Origin of the sequence: Planomonospora sp. ID82291, from assembly GCF_015711645.1 — a bacterium.
In the GTDB taxonomy this organism is placed as follows: Bacteria; Actinomycetota; Actinomycetes; order Streptosporangiales; family Streptosporangiaceae; genus Planomonospora.
This window is the reverse complement of the sequence record NZ_JABTEX010000002.1, coordinates 76,274-92,974: the sequence shown is the minus strand read 5'-3', so window position 1 is coordinate 92,974 and position 16,701 is coordinate 76,274. Positions and strand designations below refer to the sequence as shown.

Annotated in this window: 15 protein-coding genes; 10 read left to right on the top strand and 5 right to left on the bottom strand. The window is 73.2% G+C overall.

What is annotated here, in order from left to right; genetic code table 11:
- Window positions 1-59 precede the first annotated feature (59 nt).
- From HS045_RS11415 to HS045_RS11375, 9 genes are all read left to right on the top strand, one after another.
- The gene (locus HS045_RS11415; protein ID WP_196451238.1) at window positions 60-1,229 is read left to right on the top strand and encodes a homogentisate 1,2-dioxygenase; all 1,170 of its coding nucleotides are present in this window, start codon (window positions 60-62) and stop codon (window positions 1,227-1,229) included.
- Complete coding sequence (locus tag HS045_RS11410) at window positions 1,226-2,131, top strand: hypothetical protein (RefSeq protein WP_196451237.1); 906 nt, start codon at window positions 1,226-1,228, stop codon at window positions 2,129-2,131. The genes HS045_RS11415 and HS045_RS11410 overlap by 4 nt, the downstream gene beginning before the upstream one ends.
- Window positions 2,128-3,282: a fumarylacetoacetase gene (gene fahA, locus HS045_RS11405; protein ID WP_196451236.1), complete on the top strand. Its 1,155-nt coding sequence runs from the start codon at window positions 2,128-2,130 to the stop codon at window positions 3,280-3,282. The genes HS045_RS11410 and fahA overlap by 4 nt, the downstream gene beginning before the upstream one ends.
- An 87-nt stretch (window positions 3,283-3,369) precedes the next feature.
- Window positions 3,370-4,596 (top strand): Ig-like domain-containing protein, encoded by a 1,227-nt coding sequence (locus HS045_RS11400; protein ID WP_196451235.1) that lies wholly within the window; start codon window positions 3,370-3,372, stop codon window positions 4,594-4,596.
- Between the two features lie 102 nt (window positions 4,597-4,698).
- Entirely contained in the window at window positions 4,699-5,133 is a 435-nt protein-coding gene (locus tag HS045_RS11395; RefSeq protein ID WP_196451234.1) for an NfeD family protein, read from the top strand.
- Between the two features lie 8 nt (window positions 5,134-5,141).
- The gene (locus tag HS045_RS11390; protein ID WP_196451233.1) at window positions 5,142-6,281 is read left to right on the top strand and encodes an SPFH domain-containing protein; all 1,140 of its coding nucleotides are present in this window, start codon (window positions 5,142-5,144) and stop codon (window positions 6,279-6,281) included.
- A 540-nt stretch (window positions 6,282-6,821) separates the two neighbouring features.
- Window positions 6,822-8,441: a cellulase family glycosylhydrolase gene (locus HS045_RS35380; RefSeq protein ID WP_307827471.1), complete on the top strand. Its 1,620-nt coding sequence runs from the start codon at window positions 6,822-6,824 to the stop codon at window positions 8,439-8,441.
- Window positions 8,442-8,783: 342 nt separating this feature from the next.
- Window positions 8,784-9,812 carry an L-threonine 3-dehydrogenase gene (gene tdh / locus HS045_RS11380; protein ID WP_196451232.1) on the top strand — a complete coding sequence of 343 codons (1,029 nt, stop codon included), beginning with the start codon at window positions 8,784-8,786 and terminating at the stop codon, window positions 9,810-9,812.
- Entirely contained in the window at window positions 9,812-11,071 is a 1,260-nt protein-coding gene (locus tag HS045_RS11375; RefSeq protein ID WP_196452728.1) for a glycine C-acetyltransferase, read from the top strand. Before tdh ends, HS045_RS11375 begins: the two co-directional genes overlap by 1 nt.
- A gap of 175 nt (window positions 11,072-11,246) precedes the next feature.
- On the opposite strand, the gene HS045_RS11370 is transcribed toward HS045_RS11375, so the two are convergent.
- The 3 genes from HS045_RS11370 to HS045_RS34435 form a co-directional block, all read right to left on the bottom strand.
- Window positions 11,247-11,900 (bottom strand): CatB-related O-acetyltransferase, encoded by a 654-nt coding sequence (locus tag HS045_RS11370; protein ID WP_196451231.1) that lies wholly within the window; start codon window positions 11,898-11,900, stop codon window positions 11,247-11,249.
- A 148-nt stretch (window positions 11,901-12,048) separates the two neighbouring features.
- Window positions 12,049-13,011, bottom strand: a complete 963-nt coding sequence (locus HS045_RS11365; protein ID WP_230883999.1) for a sigma-70 family RNA polymerase sigma factor — start codon at window positions 13,009-13,011, stop codon at window positions 12,049-12,051.
- Between the two features lie 116 nt (window positions 13,012-13,127).
- Complete coding sequence (locus HS045_RS34435) at window positions 13,128-13,274, bottom strand: hypothetical protein (RefSeq protein WP_230883998.1); 147 nt, start codon at window positions 13,272-13,274, stop codon at window positions 13,128-13,130.
- 104 nt (window positions 13,275-13,378) lie between these two features.
- Here HS045_RS34435 and HS045_RS11360 point away from each other — a divergent pair, with 104 nt between their 5' ends.
- The gene (locus HS045_RS11360; RefSeq protein WP_196451229.1) at window positions 13,379-14,026 is read left to right on the top strand and encodes a TetR/AcrR family transcriptional regulator; all 648 of its coding nucleotides are present in this window, start codon (window positions 13,379-13,381) and stop codon (window positions 14,024-14,026) included.
- A 90-nt stretch (window positions 14,027-14,116) separates the two neighbouring features.
- Here HS045_RS11360 and HS045_RS11355 read toward each other — a convergent pair whose 3' ends face one another.
- The gene (locus HS045_RS11355) at window positions 14,117-14,776 is read right to left on the bottom strand and encodes a response regulator transcription factor (RefSeq protein ID WP_196451228.1); all 660 of its coding nucleotides are present in this window, start codon (window positions 14,774-14,776) and stop codon (window positions 14,117-14,119) included.
- A gap of 127 nt (window positions 14,777-14,903) precedes the next feature.
- Window positions 14,904-16,667, bottom strand: a complete 1,764-nt coding sequence (locus HS045_RS36110; RefSeq protein WP_196451227.1) for a histidine kinase — start codon at window positions 16,665-16,667, stop codon at window positions 14,904-14,906.
- Window positions 16,668-16,701 lie beyond the last annotated feature (34 nt).

Below are 16,701 nucleotides of genomic sequence, written 5' to 3'. Positions count from 1 at the left end.
ATGGTTGTTCGTATAGAGGACACTTACGTCCGATAAACGGACAAATACGGGAGAAGCGCATGCCGTACTACCGCGTCGTGGGGGAGGTACCCCGCAAACGGCACGTCCAGTTCCGGCGGCCCGACGGCGGGCTGTACGCCGAGGAACTGATGGGCGAGGAGGGGTTCTCCAGCGACTCCTCGCTCCTCTACCACCGCCACCTGCCCACGGCGATCGTCAAGGCCGAGGCGGTGGAGCCCGACGAGGCCGCCGTCCTGACGCCCAACCTGCCGCTCTCCCCCCGCCACTTCCGCACCCAGGACCTGCCCGCCGGGGGCGACCTCGTCACCGGCCGCGGGCTGATCGCGGGCAACGCCGACGTCCGCCTGTCGTACGCCGCGACCGAGGCGCCCAGCGGCCTCTACCGCAACTCCATGGGCGACGAGTGCGTCTACGTCGCGAGCGGCCGGGTCGCCTTCGAGTCGACCTACGGCGCCATCGAGGCCGGCGAGGGCGACTACGTGGTGGTGCCGACCGGCACGATCCACCGCTGGGTGCCGCGGGGCCGGGTGACGGCCTTCGTCGTCGAGGCGTCCGGGCACATCCGCCCGCCCAAGCGCTACCTGTCGAAGTACGGCCAGTTCCTGGAGCACGCCCCCTACTGCGAGCGCGACCTGCGCACCCCGGCCGAGCCGCTGACCGCCGAGGGCGAGGACGTCCCGGTGCTGGTCCGCACGCGCGGCGGGCTGACCCGGCTGGTCTACCGCAACCACCCCTTCGACGTGGTCGGCTGGGACGGCTGCCTGTACCCCTACGCGTTCAACATCAACGACTTCGAGCCGATCGTGAAGGGCATCCACGCCCCGCCGCCGGTCCACCAGACCTTCGAGGGCCCGAACTTCGTGATCTGCTCCTTCTGCCCGCGCCCGCTGGACTTCCACCCGGACGCCGTGCCGATCCCGTACAACCACCACAACGTCGACTCCGACGAGCTGATGTTCTACGCGGGCGGCGACTACACCGCGCGCAAGGGCTCCGGCATCGACGTCGGCTCGGTCTCGCTGCACCCCGCCGGGTTCACCCACGGGCCGCAGCCCGGCGCCGTCGAGGCCGTGCTGGAGGCGGTGCGGCAGGGCCACACCCGCACCAACGAGCTGGCCGTCATGGTCGACACCTTCCGCCCGCTCGACCTGGGCCCCGCCGGGCTCTCGGTCGAGGACCCCGCCTACGCCTGGACGTGGTCGCGGTGAACCTCTTCCACGACCTCGTCGACGACGCCGGGCTGTTCCCGCCCACCGCGCTGCCCATGGACGAGGCGCTGGCCCGGCACCGGGCCGACCTGGAGCGGCGCGACCCGGTGCTCACCCACCGCTTCCTCTGCCCGGCCAGCCGTCTGCCGGTGCTCCGCGTCCACCTGGAGGAGGCGCCCCTGCCGCTCCGGCTCGGGCTGATCCTCGACACCGAGGAGCCGCCGCCGCTCGACGGCCTGGAGGTCGAGCTGATCGAGATCCCGGGCGCGCGCTTCGCGACGCCTTCCGGGCGGATCGAGCCGCCGGCCGGGCGGCCCCCGCTGGAGACGGACTCCAAGGCCCGCCAGTTCGTCGAGGTCGCCCCCGCCCAGCTGCCCGTCCGCCTGCCCGACGGGGTCGGGCTGAAGGTCCGGTGCGGCGGCTCGGAGCCGGAGGACTTCCCCAGCGCCCACGACCTGGGGGCCTTCATCGCCCACTGCGTCCGCCGCGGCACCCCCTTCAAGGCCACGGCCGGGCTGCACCACGCGGTCCGGCACTTCGACCCGGCGCTCGGCACCGACCGGCACGGCTTCGTCAACCTGGTCCTGGCGGTCTGCGCGGCGGTCGAGGGCCGCGACCCGGTGCCGGTGCTCAAGCTGACCGACGTGGGCGAGCTGGTACGGCAGGCGCGCGCGGTGCCCGGTGACGCCGCCCGGCGGGCCCGGGAGCTGCTGGTGTCGTACGGCTCGTGCAACACGGCCACCCCGATCGAGGACCTGCTGGCCCTCGACCTGATCGAGCCCGGACTCGCGACCGAACCCGGGACCGGGAACGGAGCCGGGACCGGGAACGGAGCCGGGACCGGAGCCGGGAACGGGAACGGACCCGGGACCGGGATCCGGCCCGGAGAGGAGAACGCGTGACGGCCGCATCCCCCTGGGGCCTCGACCACCTGCCCTACGGGGTCTTCACCCGGGCCGACCGGCCCGGCGCGACCCCCCGGGTCGGCGTCCGGTACGGCGACCACGTGCTCGACCTGGCCGAGGCGCTGCACGACGAGGTGTTCGCCACCGGCTCGCTCAACGCCTTCCTGGCCAGGGGCTCCGCGGCCTGGCACGACACCCGGGCGCTGATCCGCAGCAAGCTGGCCACCGACCCGGTCGCCGCCGGACTCCACCTGGTCCCGCTCGACCGGGTGGAGCTGCACCTGCCGATCGAGGTGGCCGACTACGTCGACTTCTACTGCTCGCTGGAGCACGCCGCCAACCTCGGCCGGATGTTCCGGCCCGACGAGGAGCCGCTGAAGCCCAACTGGCGGCACCTGCCGGTCGGCTACCACGGCCGGGCCGGGACCGTCGTCGCCTCCGGCACCCCGGTCGTCCGGCCGTCCGGGCAGCGCGGCGCCGGGGTCTTCGGCCCCTCGGCCAAGCTGGACATCGAGGCGGAGCTCGGCTTCGTCGTCGGCGCGCCGACCGCGCTGGGCGAGCGGCCGGGCCGGTTCGCCGACCACGTCTTCGGGGTGACGCTCGTCAACGACTGGAGCGCGCGCGACATCCAGGCCTGGGAGTACGTCCCGCTCGGGCCCTTTCTCGGTAAATCCTTCGCCACCTCGGTCTCCCCGTGGATCACCCCGCTGGAGGCCCTGGCCGGCGCCCGCGTGCCGGGCCGCGCGCAGGATCCCGAGCCGCTCGACTACCTGCGGCGCACCGAGGACTGGGGGCTCGACCTGACCCTGGAGGTGCGGCTGAACGGGGAGGTCGTCTCCCGCCCGCCGTACCGGGGGATGTACTGGACCCCCGACCAGATGCTCGCCCACATGACCGTCAACGGCGCTTCCTTAAGGGTCGGCGACCTGTTCGCCAGCGGTACGGTCTCCGGTCCCGAGGCCGGCCAGCGGGGGTCGCTGATCGAGCTCACCTGGAACGGGGCCGAGCCGGTCACGCTCTCCGACGGATCGGTCCGGGCCTTCCTGGAGGACGGCGACACGGTCACCGTCACCGCCACCGCGCCGGGTCCGGAGGGGGGTCTGATCACCCTCGGCGAGGTGTCCGGAACCATCCTGCCCGCCCGGTAAGCGCATATTGTCACTCGGAGTGCTCGAACGGTAACCTGCCGCTACTCTTGACAGCCGACCGTCCACGCACTCCAAAGGCAGGAACCGATGCGGCGCCCCGCGGCCCCCCTCCCCCTCCTCCTCGCGCTCCTGGCGCTGTCCGCCCTCCTCGCGGCGGGCTGCTCCTGGTTCACCGACGGTGACGCACCCGGGGAGAAGGCCGCGACGCCCTCCATCACGATCGACCCGGCGCCCGGTTCCCGGCAGGCGCCGACCACCCGGGGCCTGACCGTCCGCACCAGCGCGGGCGCGCTGACCGGGGTGGCCGTCTCCGCGGGCGGCGCCCCGGTCGCGGGCCGCTTCGACCCCGGCAGGACCGTCTGGCGCTCCGACCACGCCCTGACCCCCGGCCGGGACTACGCCGTGAGCGCCACCGCGGCGGGGCCCGGCGGCACCCGGGCGAGCGCCACCGGCGCCTTCCGCACGTTCACCCCCGCCCAGACCTTCACGGTGGCGGCCGTCACCCCGTCGCCCGGCGAGACGGTCGGCGTCGGCATGCCGATCATCGTCGACTTCGACACCCCGGTGAAGGACCGGGTATCCGTCGAACGGGCCCTGGAGGTGCGCACCGACGCACCGGTCGAGGGCGCCTGGCACTGGGCGGGCGACACCCGGGTGATCTACCGCCCCCGCCGCTACTGGCCGGCCGGGACGAAGGTCGACTTCGTCGCCCACCTGTCCGGGGTCCGCGCCGCCAAGGACGTCTACGGCACCTCCGACCACGGCGTGCGGTTCGGCGTCGGCCGCCGGCAGACCAGCGCCATCGACACCCGGACCCACCGGATGACGGTCGAGCGCGACGGGAAGGTCGTCCAGCGCATGGCCATCAGCGCGGGCATGGCCACGACCCGCGAGTACACCACGACGAGCGGCGTGCACCTGACGATGGACAAGGCCAACCCGGTCCGCATGATCTCGCCGAACCGGAGCAAGGGCGACCCGGGCTACTACGACGTCATGATCGGCCACGCCGTGCGCATCTCGAACAGCGGCGAGTACGTCCACGCCAAGGACAACGTCTGGGCCCAGGGCCGGGTCAACGTCAGCCACGGGTGCGTCAACGCCCGCCCCGACCAGGCCGCCTGGTTCTACTCCACCTCCCTGCGCGGCGACCCTGTCGTCATCCGCGGCACCGACCGCGAGCTGGAGTGGGACAACGGCTGGGGCTACTGGCAGCTCTCCTGGGCCGAGTGGCTGGCGGGCAGCGCCCTCCACGACGACCTCGTGCGCGACTCCGGCGAGAACGCCGGCGACACCCTCCGCCGCAGCCTCTGACCGTCCCGCACGGGCCCTGACAGCGCGGTCGGCGGGGGCATACGGTGGAAACCGGGAACCCGCCGGACGCCGGAGCCGTTGGCAGGACAGGAGGGCCGCGACATGGATGATTGGCTCATCTGGTTGATCCTCGCCGTGGTGCTGGGCGTCGCCGAGATCTTCACCCTGACCACCGCGCTCGGCCTGCTCGGCGGGGCGGCGCTGTTCGCCTCCGCCGCGGCCCTCCTCGGGCTCCCGGTCCCACTGCAGCTGATCGCCTTCGCCGGGTCCCTCGTGGCCGGGGTGGTCCTGATCCGGCCCATCGCCCGGCGGCACCTGAAGCCGCCCCCACCGGACCAGCGGTTCGGCGTCCAGGCCCTCGTCGGCAGGACCGCCTACGTGACCCGCGAGGTGACCGGCCGGGACGGCCGGGTCCGCATCGGCGGCGAGGAGTGGTCGGCCCGGGCCTACGACGAGACGCTGGTGATCCCGGCCGGCGTCTCCGTCGACGTCATCGAGATCGAGGGCGCGACCGCGCTCGTCTACCCCAGGGAGTAGTGATCCGGATGGACCCGCTGCTGATCGTCGGTGTGCTCATCGTCCTGTTCGCGGTGTTCACCGTCACCAAGTCGGTGCGGATCGTGCCCCAGGCGCGGGCCAGGAACGTCGAGCGGCTCGGCCGCTACCACACCACCCTCAAACCCGGTCTCAACTTCGTGATCCCGTACATCGACCGGGTCTACCCGATGATCGACCTGCGCGAGCAGGTCGTCTCCTTCCAGCCCCAACCGGTGATCACCGAGGACAACCTCGTCGTCGAGATCGACACGGTGCTGTACTTCCAGGTCACCGACCCGCGCGCGGCGGCGTACGAGATCGCCAACTACATCCAGGCGATCGAGCAGCTCACGGTGACCACGCTGCGCAACGTCATCGGCTCGATGGACCTGGAGATGACGCTCACCTCCCGCGACACGATCAACAGTCAGCTGCGGGGCGTGCTGGACGAGGCGACCGGCAAGTGGGGCATCCGGGTCAACCGGGTCGAGATCAAGGCCATCGACCCGCCGAAGAGCATCAAGGACGCGATGGAGAAGCAGATGCGCGCCGAGCGGGACAAGCGCGCCGCCATCCTCACCGCCGAGGGCCAGCGCCAGTCCCAGATCCTCACCGCCGAGGGCGACAAGCAGAGCGCCGTCCTGCGCGCCGAGGGCGAGCGCAGCGCCGCCATCCTCAGGGCGCAGGGCCAGTCCCAGGCCATCGACGAGGTCTTCCAGGCCGTGCACCGCAACGACCCCGACCCCAAGCTGCTGGCCTACCAGTACCTCCAGGTCCTGCCGGAGCTGGCCAAGGGCGAGGGCAACACGTTCTGGGTCATCCCCGGCGAGGTCACCTCCGCCCTGCAGAGCGTCTCCCGGGCCTTCACCGAGGCGCTGCCGGCCTCCCCCGCCACCCGCGAGGCGCCGCCGTCCCGCGACGGCCGGGCCGTGCGGCGCGACGACGGCGAGGCGCAGCAGGTGGCCCGGCAGGAGGCGGCCGAGGCCCAGCAGGCCGCCGCCGAGGCGGTGGCCGAGGCCGCCGACGCCGACCCCTCCGCGGGTCCCCGCCAGCTCGGTCCCGGCCGGCTCGGTCCCGGCCCCGTCACCCCGGACGCCCTCACCCACCTCGTCGACGACCAGCCCGCGCGGGAGGAGCGGTCCCGGTAGGAGACGACCGCGGGAGACCATCGCGGGCACCACGGCGGGCACCACCGCGGGAGACCACCGCGGGAAAGCACCACAGGAACCACCGCGGGAAGCCGCCGTAGGACGGCACGGCGCAGAGCCGCCGCGGGCACCACGGAGCGGGAAGCCGCCGTAGGACGGCACGGCGCAGAGCCGCCGCGGGCACCACGGAGCGGGAAGCCGCCGCAGGACGGCACGGCGTGAAGCCGCGGCGGCCCCCGGCCGATGAAACTTTCATCGGCGTGCACGACGACGGCCCACCCCGTCCGGCAACGCCTGACCAGGGACGATGCGGATTTCGGCGGATTCCCCCCACGGTTCCGGCTGTCCTTTACCTCAGCGCCGATATGCCACATGTCGCGCAAATCGGCGAAAATCACTCCGGACTTGGCGGCTCCCGGCACTCCTGCCGGGAGCCGCGACCTTCCTCCGGCCTGTGATGAGGCGGAGCGGAGCGGAGCGCCCGGACAGGCGCCCGCTCGCGCTCGCCGGAGCCGGACCAGAACGCGAAAGGTCACCGTCGTGAAATATCCCGCACGCCCGCGCCGCGGTCGCGCCCTCCTCATGGCCGGCGCCGCCGCGCTCGCGCTGGGGGCGCTGACGGCCGCACCGGCCGCCGCCACCGCGGTCGCCGCCCCCGGCTGCGCGGTCACCTACACCACCAGCAGCTGGCCGGGCGGATTCAGCGCCAACATCACCGTCAAGAACCTCGGCGCCGCCGTCGACGGCTGGAAGCTGGGCTTCTCCTTCCCGAGCGCCGGCCAGAAGGTCGGGCACGGCTGGTCGGCGGTCTACGACCAGAAGGGCACCGCCGTCACGGCGGGCAACGTCGGCTACAACAAGTCGCTGGCCTCCGGCGCCTCGGCGCACATCGGGTTCATCGGGACCACGACCGACAACAACCCGATCCCGGCGACGTTCACCCTCAACGGCGTCACCTGCAACGACACCGCCACCAGGCCGCCCGCGCCGCCGACCGCTGCGCCGACGCCCACCCGCACGGCCACCGCCGCGCCGACGCCCACCCGCACGGCCACCGCCGCCCCCACGGCGGCTCCCACCGCGTCCCCCACGGCGACCGCGACCCGCACCGCCACCCCGGCGCCCACGGCCACCCCCGTGCCGACCCGTACGGCGACGCCCACGCCGACCGCGACCCGTACGGCCACCCCCACGCCGACCCCCACGAAGGCCCCGGCCACCGGCACGCCCGTCGGGATCAACGGCAAGCTGCACGTGTGCGGCGTCCACCTCTGCAACCGGTACAACCGCCCGGTCCAGCTGCGCGGCATGAGCACCCACGGCATCCAGTGGTTCCCCAAGTGCTACACCGACGCCTCGCTGGACGCGCTCGCGAACGACTGGAAGTCCGACCTCTTCCGGGTCTCCATGTACGTGCAGGAGGGCGGGTACGAGACCAACCCGGCCGCCTTCACCGAGCAGGTGAACAAGTACGTCGACATGGCCACCGCGCGCGGCATGTACGCGATCGTCGACTTCCACACGCTGACGCCGGGTGACCCCAACCACAACCTGGCCCGCGCGAAGACCTTCTTCGCCTCGGTCGCCGCCCGCAACGCGGGCAAGGACAACGTCATCTACGAGATCGCCAACGAGCCCAACGGGGTGAGCTGGGCCTCGATCAAGAGCTACGCCGAGCAGGTCATCCCGGTGATCCGCGCGGCGGACCCGGACGCGGTGGTCATCGTCGGCACCCGGGCGTGGTCGTCGCTGGGCGTCTCGGAGGGCTCCAACGAGTCCGAGATCGTCAACAACCCGGTCGACGCCAAGAACATCATGTACGCCTTCCACTTCTACGCCGCCTCGCACAAGGACAACTACCGGGCCGTGGTGAGCCGGGCGGCGGCCAAGCTCCCGCTGTTCGTCTCCGAGTTCGGCACGGTGACGGCCAGCGGCAACGGCGAGGTCGACCTCGCCAGCACCGCCGCGTGGATCGACATGCTGGACCAGCTGAAGATCGGCTACGCCAACTGGACCTACTCCGACGCCCCGGAGAGCAGCGCCGCCTTCAAGCCGGGCACCTGCTCGGCCGGCGCCTTCGCGGGCACCGGGGCGCTCAACCCGTCGGGCGTCTACATCCGCGACCGCATCCGCACCGCGGACGACTTCCCCACGAGCTGACCCTCCCCCACCGGCCGCACCCCTTCCCCGCGGCCGGTCCGGCCCACCGGGCCGATTCCCCAGGAGAAGGCCCCTCCCGTCCCCCCGGGAGGGGCCTTCTCGCCGTTCCGGCCGATCCCGCCACGCACGCCGATCCGGCCCGGCACCGTACGGCCCGGCGATCCCGCCACGCGCACCGACCCCCGCCGCACGGCCCGGCACCGTACGGCCCGCACCCGCCGTACGGCGGTTCCGCCACCGGTGTGAAGCCACGCTGTGGACCGGGTTAAGAAAAGCGCGATGGACACCGCCGGAGGCGGCCCGGCACAGTGCGTAGGGTCGGAAGGTGAGGGGGGACCTGGGATGAAAGCACTGGTCAAGGAGCGGGCCGAGCCGGGCCTGTGGTTGATGGACGTGCCCGAGCCGGAGGCGGGGCCGGGCGAGGTGCTGATCCGGGTGCTGCGCACCGGGATCTGCGGCACGGACCTGCACATCCGCGGTTTCGACGCCTGGGCGCGGCAGACGCTGCGCACGCCGCTCGTCGTCGGGCACGAGTTCTGCGGCGAGGTCGTGGAGGTGGCGCCGGGGGTCGAGGACATCGCGGTCGGCGACCTGGTCAGCGGCGAGGGGCACATCGTCTGCGGCAAGTGCCGCAACTGCATGGCCGGGCGGCGGCACCTGTGCCGCAACACGATCGGGCTCGGGGTGAACCGCGACGGCGCCTTCGCCGAGTACGTCGTGCTGCCCGCCTCCAACGTGTGGGTGCACCGCACGCCGGTGGACCCCGACGTGGCGGCGATCTTCGATCCGTTCGGCAACGCCGTGCACACCGCCCTGTCGTTCCCGCTGGTCGGCGAGGACGTGCTGATCACCGGCGCGGGACCGATCGGGCTGATGGCCGCGGCGGTCGCCACGCACGTCGGCGCGCGCAACGTCGTCATCACCGACCTCAGTCCCGAACGGCTGGCCATCGCCGACAAGCTCGGCGTCACCCTGGCGCTGAACGCCGCCGAGACGCCGATCGCCGAGGGCGTGGCGAAGCTCGGCATGCGCGAGGGCTTCGACGTGGGCCTGGAGATGTCCGGGAACCCCCAGGCGCTCCGCGACATGATCGCCACCATGACGCACGGCGGGAAGATCGCCATGCTGGGCCTGCCCGCGGAGGAGTTCGCGGTCGACTTCGCGACGATCGTGACCTCGATGATCACCCTCAAGGGCGTCTACGGCCGCGAGATGTACGAGACGTGGTACGCCATGTCCGTGCTCCTGGAGAAGGGCCTCGACCTCTCCCCCGTCATCACCGACCGCTTCTCCCACCGCGACTTCGACGCGGCCTTCGACGCCGCCGCGAGCGGCAGAACCGGCAAGATCATCATGGATTGGACCGCCTGATGTTCGACAACGTCCGCGACGACCTGCGCGCGACCCTCGACGAGATCGCCTCGGCCGGCCTGCTCAAGCCCGAGCGCGTCATCACCACCCCGCAGCGCGCCGGCATCGCCGTCGCGGGCGGCACCGCACCGGGCGGCGGCACCGCACCGGGCGGCGTGGCGGTGCCGGACGGCGTGGCCGTGCCGGGGGCGGGGGCCTCCGGCGGGCCCCGCGAGGTGCTGAACTTCTGCGCCAACAACTACCTGGGCCTGGCCGACCACCCCGAGGTGATCGCTGCCGCGAAGGAGGCGCTGGACCGCTGGGGCTTCGGCATGGCCTCGGTGCGCTTCATCTGCGGCACCCAGGAGGTGCACAAGGAGCTGGAGGCGCGCCTTTCCGCGTTCCTCGGCCAGGAGGACACCGTCCTGTACAGCTCCTGCTTCGACGCCAACGGCGGTGTCTTCGAGACGCTGCTCGACGACCGCGACGCGGTGATCTCCGACGCGCTCAACCACGCGAGCATCATCGACGGCATCCGGCTGTGCAAGGCCCGCCGCCTGCGCTACGCCAACCGGGACATGGCCGAGCTGGAGGCCCGCCTCAAGGAGTCCGCCGACGCCCGCCGCCGCCTGATCGTCACCGACGGCGTGTTCTCCATGGACGGCCACCTCGCCCCGCTGGACGAGATCTGCGACCTGGCCGACCGGTACGGCGCCATGGTCATGGTCGACGACTCCCACGCGGTCGGCTTCGTCGGCGCGGACGGCGCGGGCACCCCGGAGCTGTACGGCGTGCGCGACCGGGTCGACATCATCACCGGCACGCTCGGCAAGGCCCTCGGCGGGGCGAGCGGCGGCTACACGGCGGCGCGCAGGGAGATCTGCGACCTGCTCCGCCAGCGCTCGCGCCCCTACCTGTTCTCCAACTCCCTCGCCCCGGTGATCGCCGCCGCCTCGCTGCGCGTCCTGGACCTGGTCAGCGGCTCCGGCGAGGCCCGGGAGCGGCTGCGCGCCAACACCGCGCGCTTCCGCTCCCGGATGGCCGAGGAGGGCTTCGCCATCCTGCCGGGCGACCACCCGATCGTCCCGGTGATGATCGGGGACGCGGCGGAGGCGTCCGCGATGGCCGAGCGCCTGCTCGACCGGGGCGTCTACGTGATCGGCTTCTCCTATCCGGTGGTCCCGCACGGCCAGGCCCGCATCCGCGTGCAGCTCTCGGCCGCCCACTCCACCGAGGACGTCGACCGCGCGGTGGAGGCGTTCGTCGCCGCCCGGGGATGAGCCCGCCGGGACCGGAGCCCGGACCGGGACCGGGACCGGAGCCCGGACCGGAGCCGGAGCCCGGACCGGAGCCGGACCGGAGGCCGGAGCCGGACCGGAGGCCGGAGGCACCGGAAGCGGAGCCGGTCCGGGCCGAGGCGGGCTCGCCGGTCGGGCACGGTCGAAGGGCCCCGGCCTACGGGAGTTCCCGCTCCGCGACGGCCTCGATCTCGGCCGGGGTCCCGGCCATGATGGTGCGGACGTGCCGGGTGACGAGCTCGACCGGCCAGTCCCACCAGGCGGCGCGCTGCAGCCTGGCCACGTCCTCCGGCGCGAAGCGGGCGCGGATGGGCCGGGCCGGGTTGCCGCCCACGACGGTGTACGGCGGGACGTCGGCGGTGACCACCGCGCCCGCCGCGACGATCGCGCCGTCGCCGATCCGCACCCCGGGCATGACCGTGACCCCGTAGCCGAGCCACACGTCGTTGCCCACCACCGTGTCGCCGCGGCTGGGCATGCCGGTGACCAGGTCGAGCGTGGCCTCGGTCCAGCTCCCGCCGAACATGGTGAACGGGAACGTGGACACGCCCATGGTGGGGTGCTCGGCCCCCGCCATGAGGAAGCGGGTGCCGGAGGCGATCGCGCAGTACCTGCCGATCACCAGCTTCTCCGGGCCGTAGGCGTACAGGACGTTGCGCGTCTCGAACGACGTCGCGTCGTCCGGGTCGTCGTAGTAGGTGAACTCGCCCACCTCGATGCGCGGGTCCGTGACCAGCGGCTTGAGCAGCACCACGCGCGGGTGCTCGGCCAGCGGGTGCACGAGGCCGGGGTCGGGGATCGCGGACGGCATGCGGGGACCTCTTCTTCTCTCTGCGCGGGTGACCGGAGCCGGGGAGGGCGGGAACCGCTCTCGACGCCCGGCAGGCCACTTTAAACGATCTTTCGGATCACTCCCGGCCGGGCCCGCTTCCGGTCGCCGCAGGCCGTAAGGAGTGCGCTCAGGACAGGAGGTCGGCGAGAGCCCGGGTCCGGGCGGGGTGCCGGAGCTTGCGCATGCCCGCCGACTCGATCTGGCGGACGCGCTCGCGGGTCACCCCGAACCTCCTGCCGATCTGCTCCAGGGTCCTGGTCTCACCGTCGGCCAGGCCGTACCGGAGGGCGATCACGTCCGCCTCCCGCTCGGTCAGAGTGGCCAGCACCGCCGCCAACCGGCCGCGCAGCGAGGCGGCGGCGACCGTGTCGGCCGGGTCGGGGGCGTCGTCCTCGATGAGGTCGCCCAGCTCGGCGTCGCCGTCGTCGCCGAGCCGCAGGTGCAGCGAGACCGGCTCGCGGGCGTGCCGCAGCAGCTCCTCCACCTTCTCGGAGGTCAGGCCGAGCCCGGCCGCCAGTTCCTCCGGCGTGGCCTCCCTGCCCAGGGTCTGCGACATCTCCCGCCGGAGGCGGGTCACCCGGTTGAGGACCTCGACCACGTGCGCCGGGAGACGGACCGTCCGACTCTGGTCGGCCAGCGCGCGGCCGACCGCCTGCTTGATCCACCAGGTGGCGTAGGTGGAGAACTTGAGGCCGCGCCGGTGGTCGAACTTCTCCACCGCGCGCATCATGCCGATGGTCCCCTCCTGGACGAGGTCCAGCAGCGGCATCCCGCCGGCGGCGGCGTAGCGCCTGGCGATCGAGACGACCAGCCGCAGGTTGGCCTCGACCATGTGGTCCCTGGCGCGGCGGCCGTCGGCGACCCGCCGCTCCAGCTCACGCCGTCCGGCGGGGGAGAGCGCGTCACCCGCGGCGGCCAGGTGCTCCCGCGCGAGCGTCCCGGCCTCGATGCGCTCACCCAGTTCCACTTCCTGCTCGGCGGTCAGCAGCGGGGTGCGTCCGATCTGCCGGAGGTAGTCCTTGATCGGGTCGACGTCGACGGCTCCGTTCGCAGGGCGGGCAGGACGGGAAGCGGTGGCGGTAGCGCTCAAGGGGGTCCTCTCATCGGTCGGGATCGACGGGAACACGGGAACGGGGCGATCGATTCCCCGGACGCCGGGTGCGCTGCCGCGGTGCGCAACGGCGGCCGGGCACCCGGCGGGGACGCTCAGCCGCGGCCGGGCACCCGGCGGGGACGGTGTGCCGGAACGCGGTGCCCCCGCCCCCGCCGCATGCCCTCGGCGCGGCGGTCGCGCCGGTCCGCCGTCCGGATCGCCTCGGCGAGGCGGGCGGCGTCGGAGGTCTTCTCGGCCATGCGGATCTCCCTTGCGATCGCGATCACTTACTCGACATAAATTTATGTCGGACATAGAAATATGTCAACACTAAATTTAGGTCAAGCCGATGTAGGGTGAGGGCATGAGCACCCAGACGACCGGCCTCCGAGAGCTGAAGAAACAGCAGACCAGGGAGAACATCTCCGACCACGCCACCCGGCTGTTCCTCGAACGCGGCTTCGACAAGGTGACGATCGCCGACGTGGCGGCGGCCGCGCAGGTGTCCAAAATGACGGTCACCAACTACTTTCCACGCAAGGAGGACCTCGCCCTCGACCTGAGCGAGGCGTTCGTGCAGTCCCTGGCCCGGACCGTCCGGGAGCGGGAGCCGGGCGAGTCGGCACCGGCCGCGCTGCGCCGCGCCTACCTGGCGGCGGTCGCCGAGCACAGCCCCGTCATCGGTTTCTCCGGTCCCGCGTTCGCCAGGATGATCACCGACAGCCCGGCGCTGACGGCCCGGCTGCGGGAGTTCCACGACGAGCGGGAGAAGGCGCTGGCCGCCGCCCTCGCCGAGGAGGCCGGCGCCGGACCCGGCGACATCCTGCCCAGCGTGGCCGCGGCCCTGCTGGGCGGCGTCCACCGGCTGCTGTTCGACGAGACGCTCCGCCGCACCCTCGACGGGCAGGACGACGCGGAGATCGCGGCGGCGCTCACCGACCACATCCGCACCGCCTTCGACACGCTGGAACCCGCGCTCGGCGGCTACGCCGTCCGCGCGGCCGGAGGATGACCCGCCGGACGGGGCCGGAGCGGGCAGGACGGGCAGGACGGGCAGGCGGGAGCGGCAGGAGCGGGCAGAACAGGCAGACAGGAGCGGCGGCTACGCGCCGAGGTAGGCCAGGACCGCCGCCACCCGCCGGTGGGTGTCGGGGCTGCTCTCCAGCCCCAGCTTCATGAAGATCGAGTTGACGTTCTTCTCCACGGCCGAGACCGACAGGTGGAGCGCCCGGGCGATGCCGCCGTTAGACCTGCCGTGCGCCATCTCGCGCAGCACGTCGCGCTCGCGCGGGGTCAGATCCTCCCCCCGGTCGCTCCGTACGGCGCGGCGGGCCAGCAGCCCTTCCACGACCTTGGGGTCGATGACCGAACCGCCGCCGGCCACCGCCCGCACCGCGCCGAGCAGCTCCTCCAGGTCGCCGACCCGGTCCTTCAGCAGGTAGGCGAAGCCCTCGGTACCGTGCTTGAACAGCTCGAAGGCGTAGAGCGCGTCGGAGAACTGGGAGAGCACCACGACGCCGACCCCCGCGTGCTCGGCGCGGACCCGGTGTGCCGCGTCGATGCCCTCGAAGCCCGCCCGAAAGGGGCCGCCCGGCATGCGGATGTCGGTGATCACCACGTCCGGCCGGAGCCTGCGCATGGCGTCCAGCAGTTCGCCGGCGCTGCCCACGGTCCCGGCGACGACGGCCTCACCGGACGTCTCCAGCAGCCGCCGTACGCCCTCCCGGACCAGGTAGTGGTCGTCGGCGACGACGACGCGCACCGCCTCCGACGGCGACGGCGACGGAACCGTCTCCGGATCCCCGGCCGGAGCCGACGGCCGCGGGACCGGTGAGCGCGAGGCCGGTGTGCTCGGGACCGGCGACGCCTGGACCGGTGGGATCGGCGGCTCACTCATGGACCGGCACCCACGCTCTCACTCTCGTCCCCTCTCCCACCGCGCTCACCACGTCCAGCCCGCCGCCGAGCGCGGCCAGCCGGTCGGCGAGGGCCGCCAGCCCCCGCCGGACGGCCGCCTTCGGGTCGAACCCCGTCCCGTCGTCGGCGACCGTGACCTGCAGCCGCCCGCCGGAGAGCGTCAGCCGTACGTCCACGGCGGAGGCGCGGGCGTGCTTGAGCGTGTTGGCGAGCACCTCGCTCGCGGTGAAGTACACCGCCCCTTCGATCTCGTCGGGAAAGCGTCTCACCCGCATCTCCTCGTCGACGCTCAGCGCCGAGGCCACCGGGAGGCGTGAGCAGCGCTCCTCCAGCGCCTCGGCCAGGCCGCCCTGGCTGAGCACCGACGGGTGGATGCCCGCCGCCAGTTCCCGCAGGTCGTCCAGGGTCTGCCGGGCCTGGTCGCGCAGGAGCGCCAGCGTCCCGGCGTCGGCCCCGACGGCCCTGGCCAGCTCCAGCCCCGCGATGAGCGCGACGATCTCCTGCTGCACCCCGTCGTGGATGTTGCGCTCGATCCGCCGCCGCTCGGCCTCCTGCGCGTTGACCAGCCGGGCGGCCAGGCCCGCGCTCTGGATGGCCAGTCCGACCGGTACGGCCAGCGCGCGCAGCAGCCGCCGGTCCTCGCCGGTGAAGCCGCCCTCCCTGGGCCCGCACGCGATGGTCCCCCGCCCCGCGGGAACGGTCAGCTCCGCCGCGCCCTGCTCCTCCCCGGCCACGACCCGGGTGCCGTCGGCGAGCGTGACGGCGGCCCACCGGGCCTCCAGCGCCGTCCGCACGGCCTCCGCCAGCCGTCCGAGCTGCTCGCCCGGCTCCGCCTCCTCCAGGTCGGGCGCCAGCTCCGACAGCAGCTCGTCCACCGTGGGCCGCAGGTCGAAGACGAGGAAGAAACGCGACCCCCGCAGGCCCACCCGGATGTCGAGCAGGTTGTGCCGGAACACGGTCACCCCGATCGCGGCGGGCAGCGCGCCCAGCACGGGGGCGATGCCGATCCAGAGCGCCGCCGACTCCGTGACGAGGAAGAACGTGGCGAGGACGAACCCGCCGAGGGTGACGGCGAGCCCGGCGGCCATCCAGCGGAGCCGCCGCCGCTCGGCGCCGGAGCCGCGGCGCGTGCGGGCCAGGAGGGAGACCAGCACCGCCAGCGCCGTGCCGAAGACGACGGTCTGCCCCAGACCGCCCAGGCCGGCCACGACCAGCTCGCCCGGTCCCGTGATGCTGAGCGGGTTGCCGATCGGGGAGATGACGTAGACATCGTCCGGGGCCAGCAGCAATCCCAGCCAGTGCACCGCGATGGCCGTCCCGCCGATCCACGCCCCCACGCGCCAGCGCCGCGAGGGGAGCCGCCCGTCCGGGAAGAACAACGGGACGAACACCCAGGAAAGCCCGTAGAAGGGAGCGAAGAGGGAGGCCAGCAGGGCGGCGAGGACGAGCAGCGGCGCGGGCGTCTGCGTCCCGACCGAGGCCAGCAGGCCGACGCCGAGGGTGCCCAGGCCCAGGCAGTCCGCGGTGGCCAGGAGCAGCCAGCCGTACGGGTTGCCGGGCCGCCGGTGGGCGATGAGCCAGCCCAGCGCGGGCAGGAGCGGCGTCAGCAGGACGAACGCCCACTGGCCGGCCGCCATGGGGAACCCCGTCTCCAGCACCGTGCCGACGACGGTGCCGAGGATCGCCGCCGCCGCCATGGCCGCGGCGAGGAGACGGGTCGAGGTCGGGGAGAGCACGGGACGCAGTGTGGCCCCCCGGGCGGACCGGCGT

Bases quoted from the DNA above. Each gene is read 5' to 3' on its own strand.
- HS045_RS11375 (WP_196452728.1), top strand. From the start codon at position 9,812: ATGTTCGACAACGTCCGCGACGACCTGCGCGCGACCCTCGACGAGATC.
- HS045_RS11395 (WP_196451234.1), top strand. From the start codon at position 4,699: ATGGATGATTGGCTCATCTGGTTGATCCTCGCCGTGGTGCTGGGCGTC.
- HS045_RS11390 (WP_196451233.1), top strand. From the start codon at position 5,142: ATGGACCCGCTGCTGATCGTCGGTGTGCTCATCGTCCTGTTCGCGGTG.
- HS045_RS11370 (WP_196451231.1), bottom strand. From the start codon at position 11,900: ATGCCGTCCGCGATCCCCGACCCCGGCCTCGTGCACCCGCTGGCCGAG.
- HS045_RS11400 (WP_196451235.1), top strand. From the start codon at position 3,370: ATGCGGCGCCCCGCGGCCCCCCTCCCCCTCCTCCTCGCGCTCCTGGCG.
- HS045_RS11360 (WP_196451229.1), top strand. From the start codon at position 13,379: ATGAGCACCCAGACGACCGGCCTCCGAGAGCTGAAGAAACAGCAGACC.
- HS045_RS34435 (WP_230883998.1), bottom strand. From the start codon at position 13,274: ATGGCCGAGAAGACCTCCGACGCCGCCCGCCTCGCCGAGGCGATCCGG.
- HS045_RS11415 (WP_196451238.1), top strand. From the start codon at position 60: ATGCCGTACTACCGCGTCGTGGGGGAGGTACCCCGCAAACGGCACGTC.
- tdh (WP_196451232.1), top strand. From the start codon at position 8,784: ATGAAAGCACTGGTCAAGGAGCGGGCCGAGCCGGGCCTGTGGTTGATG.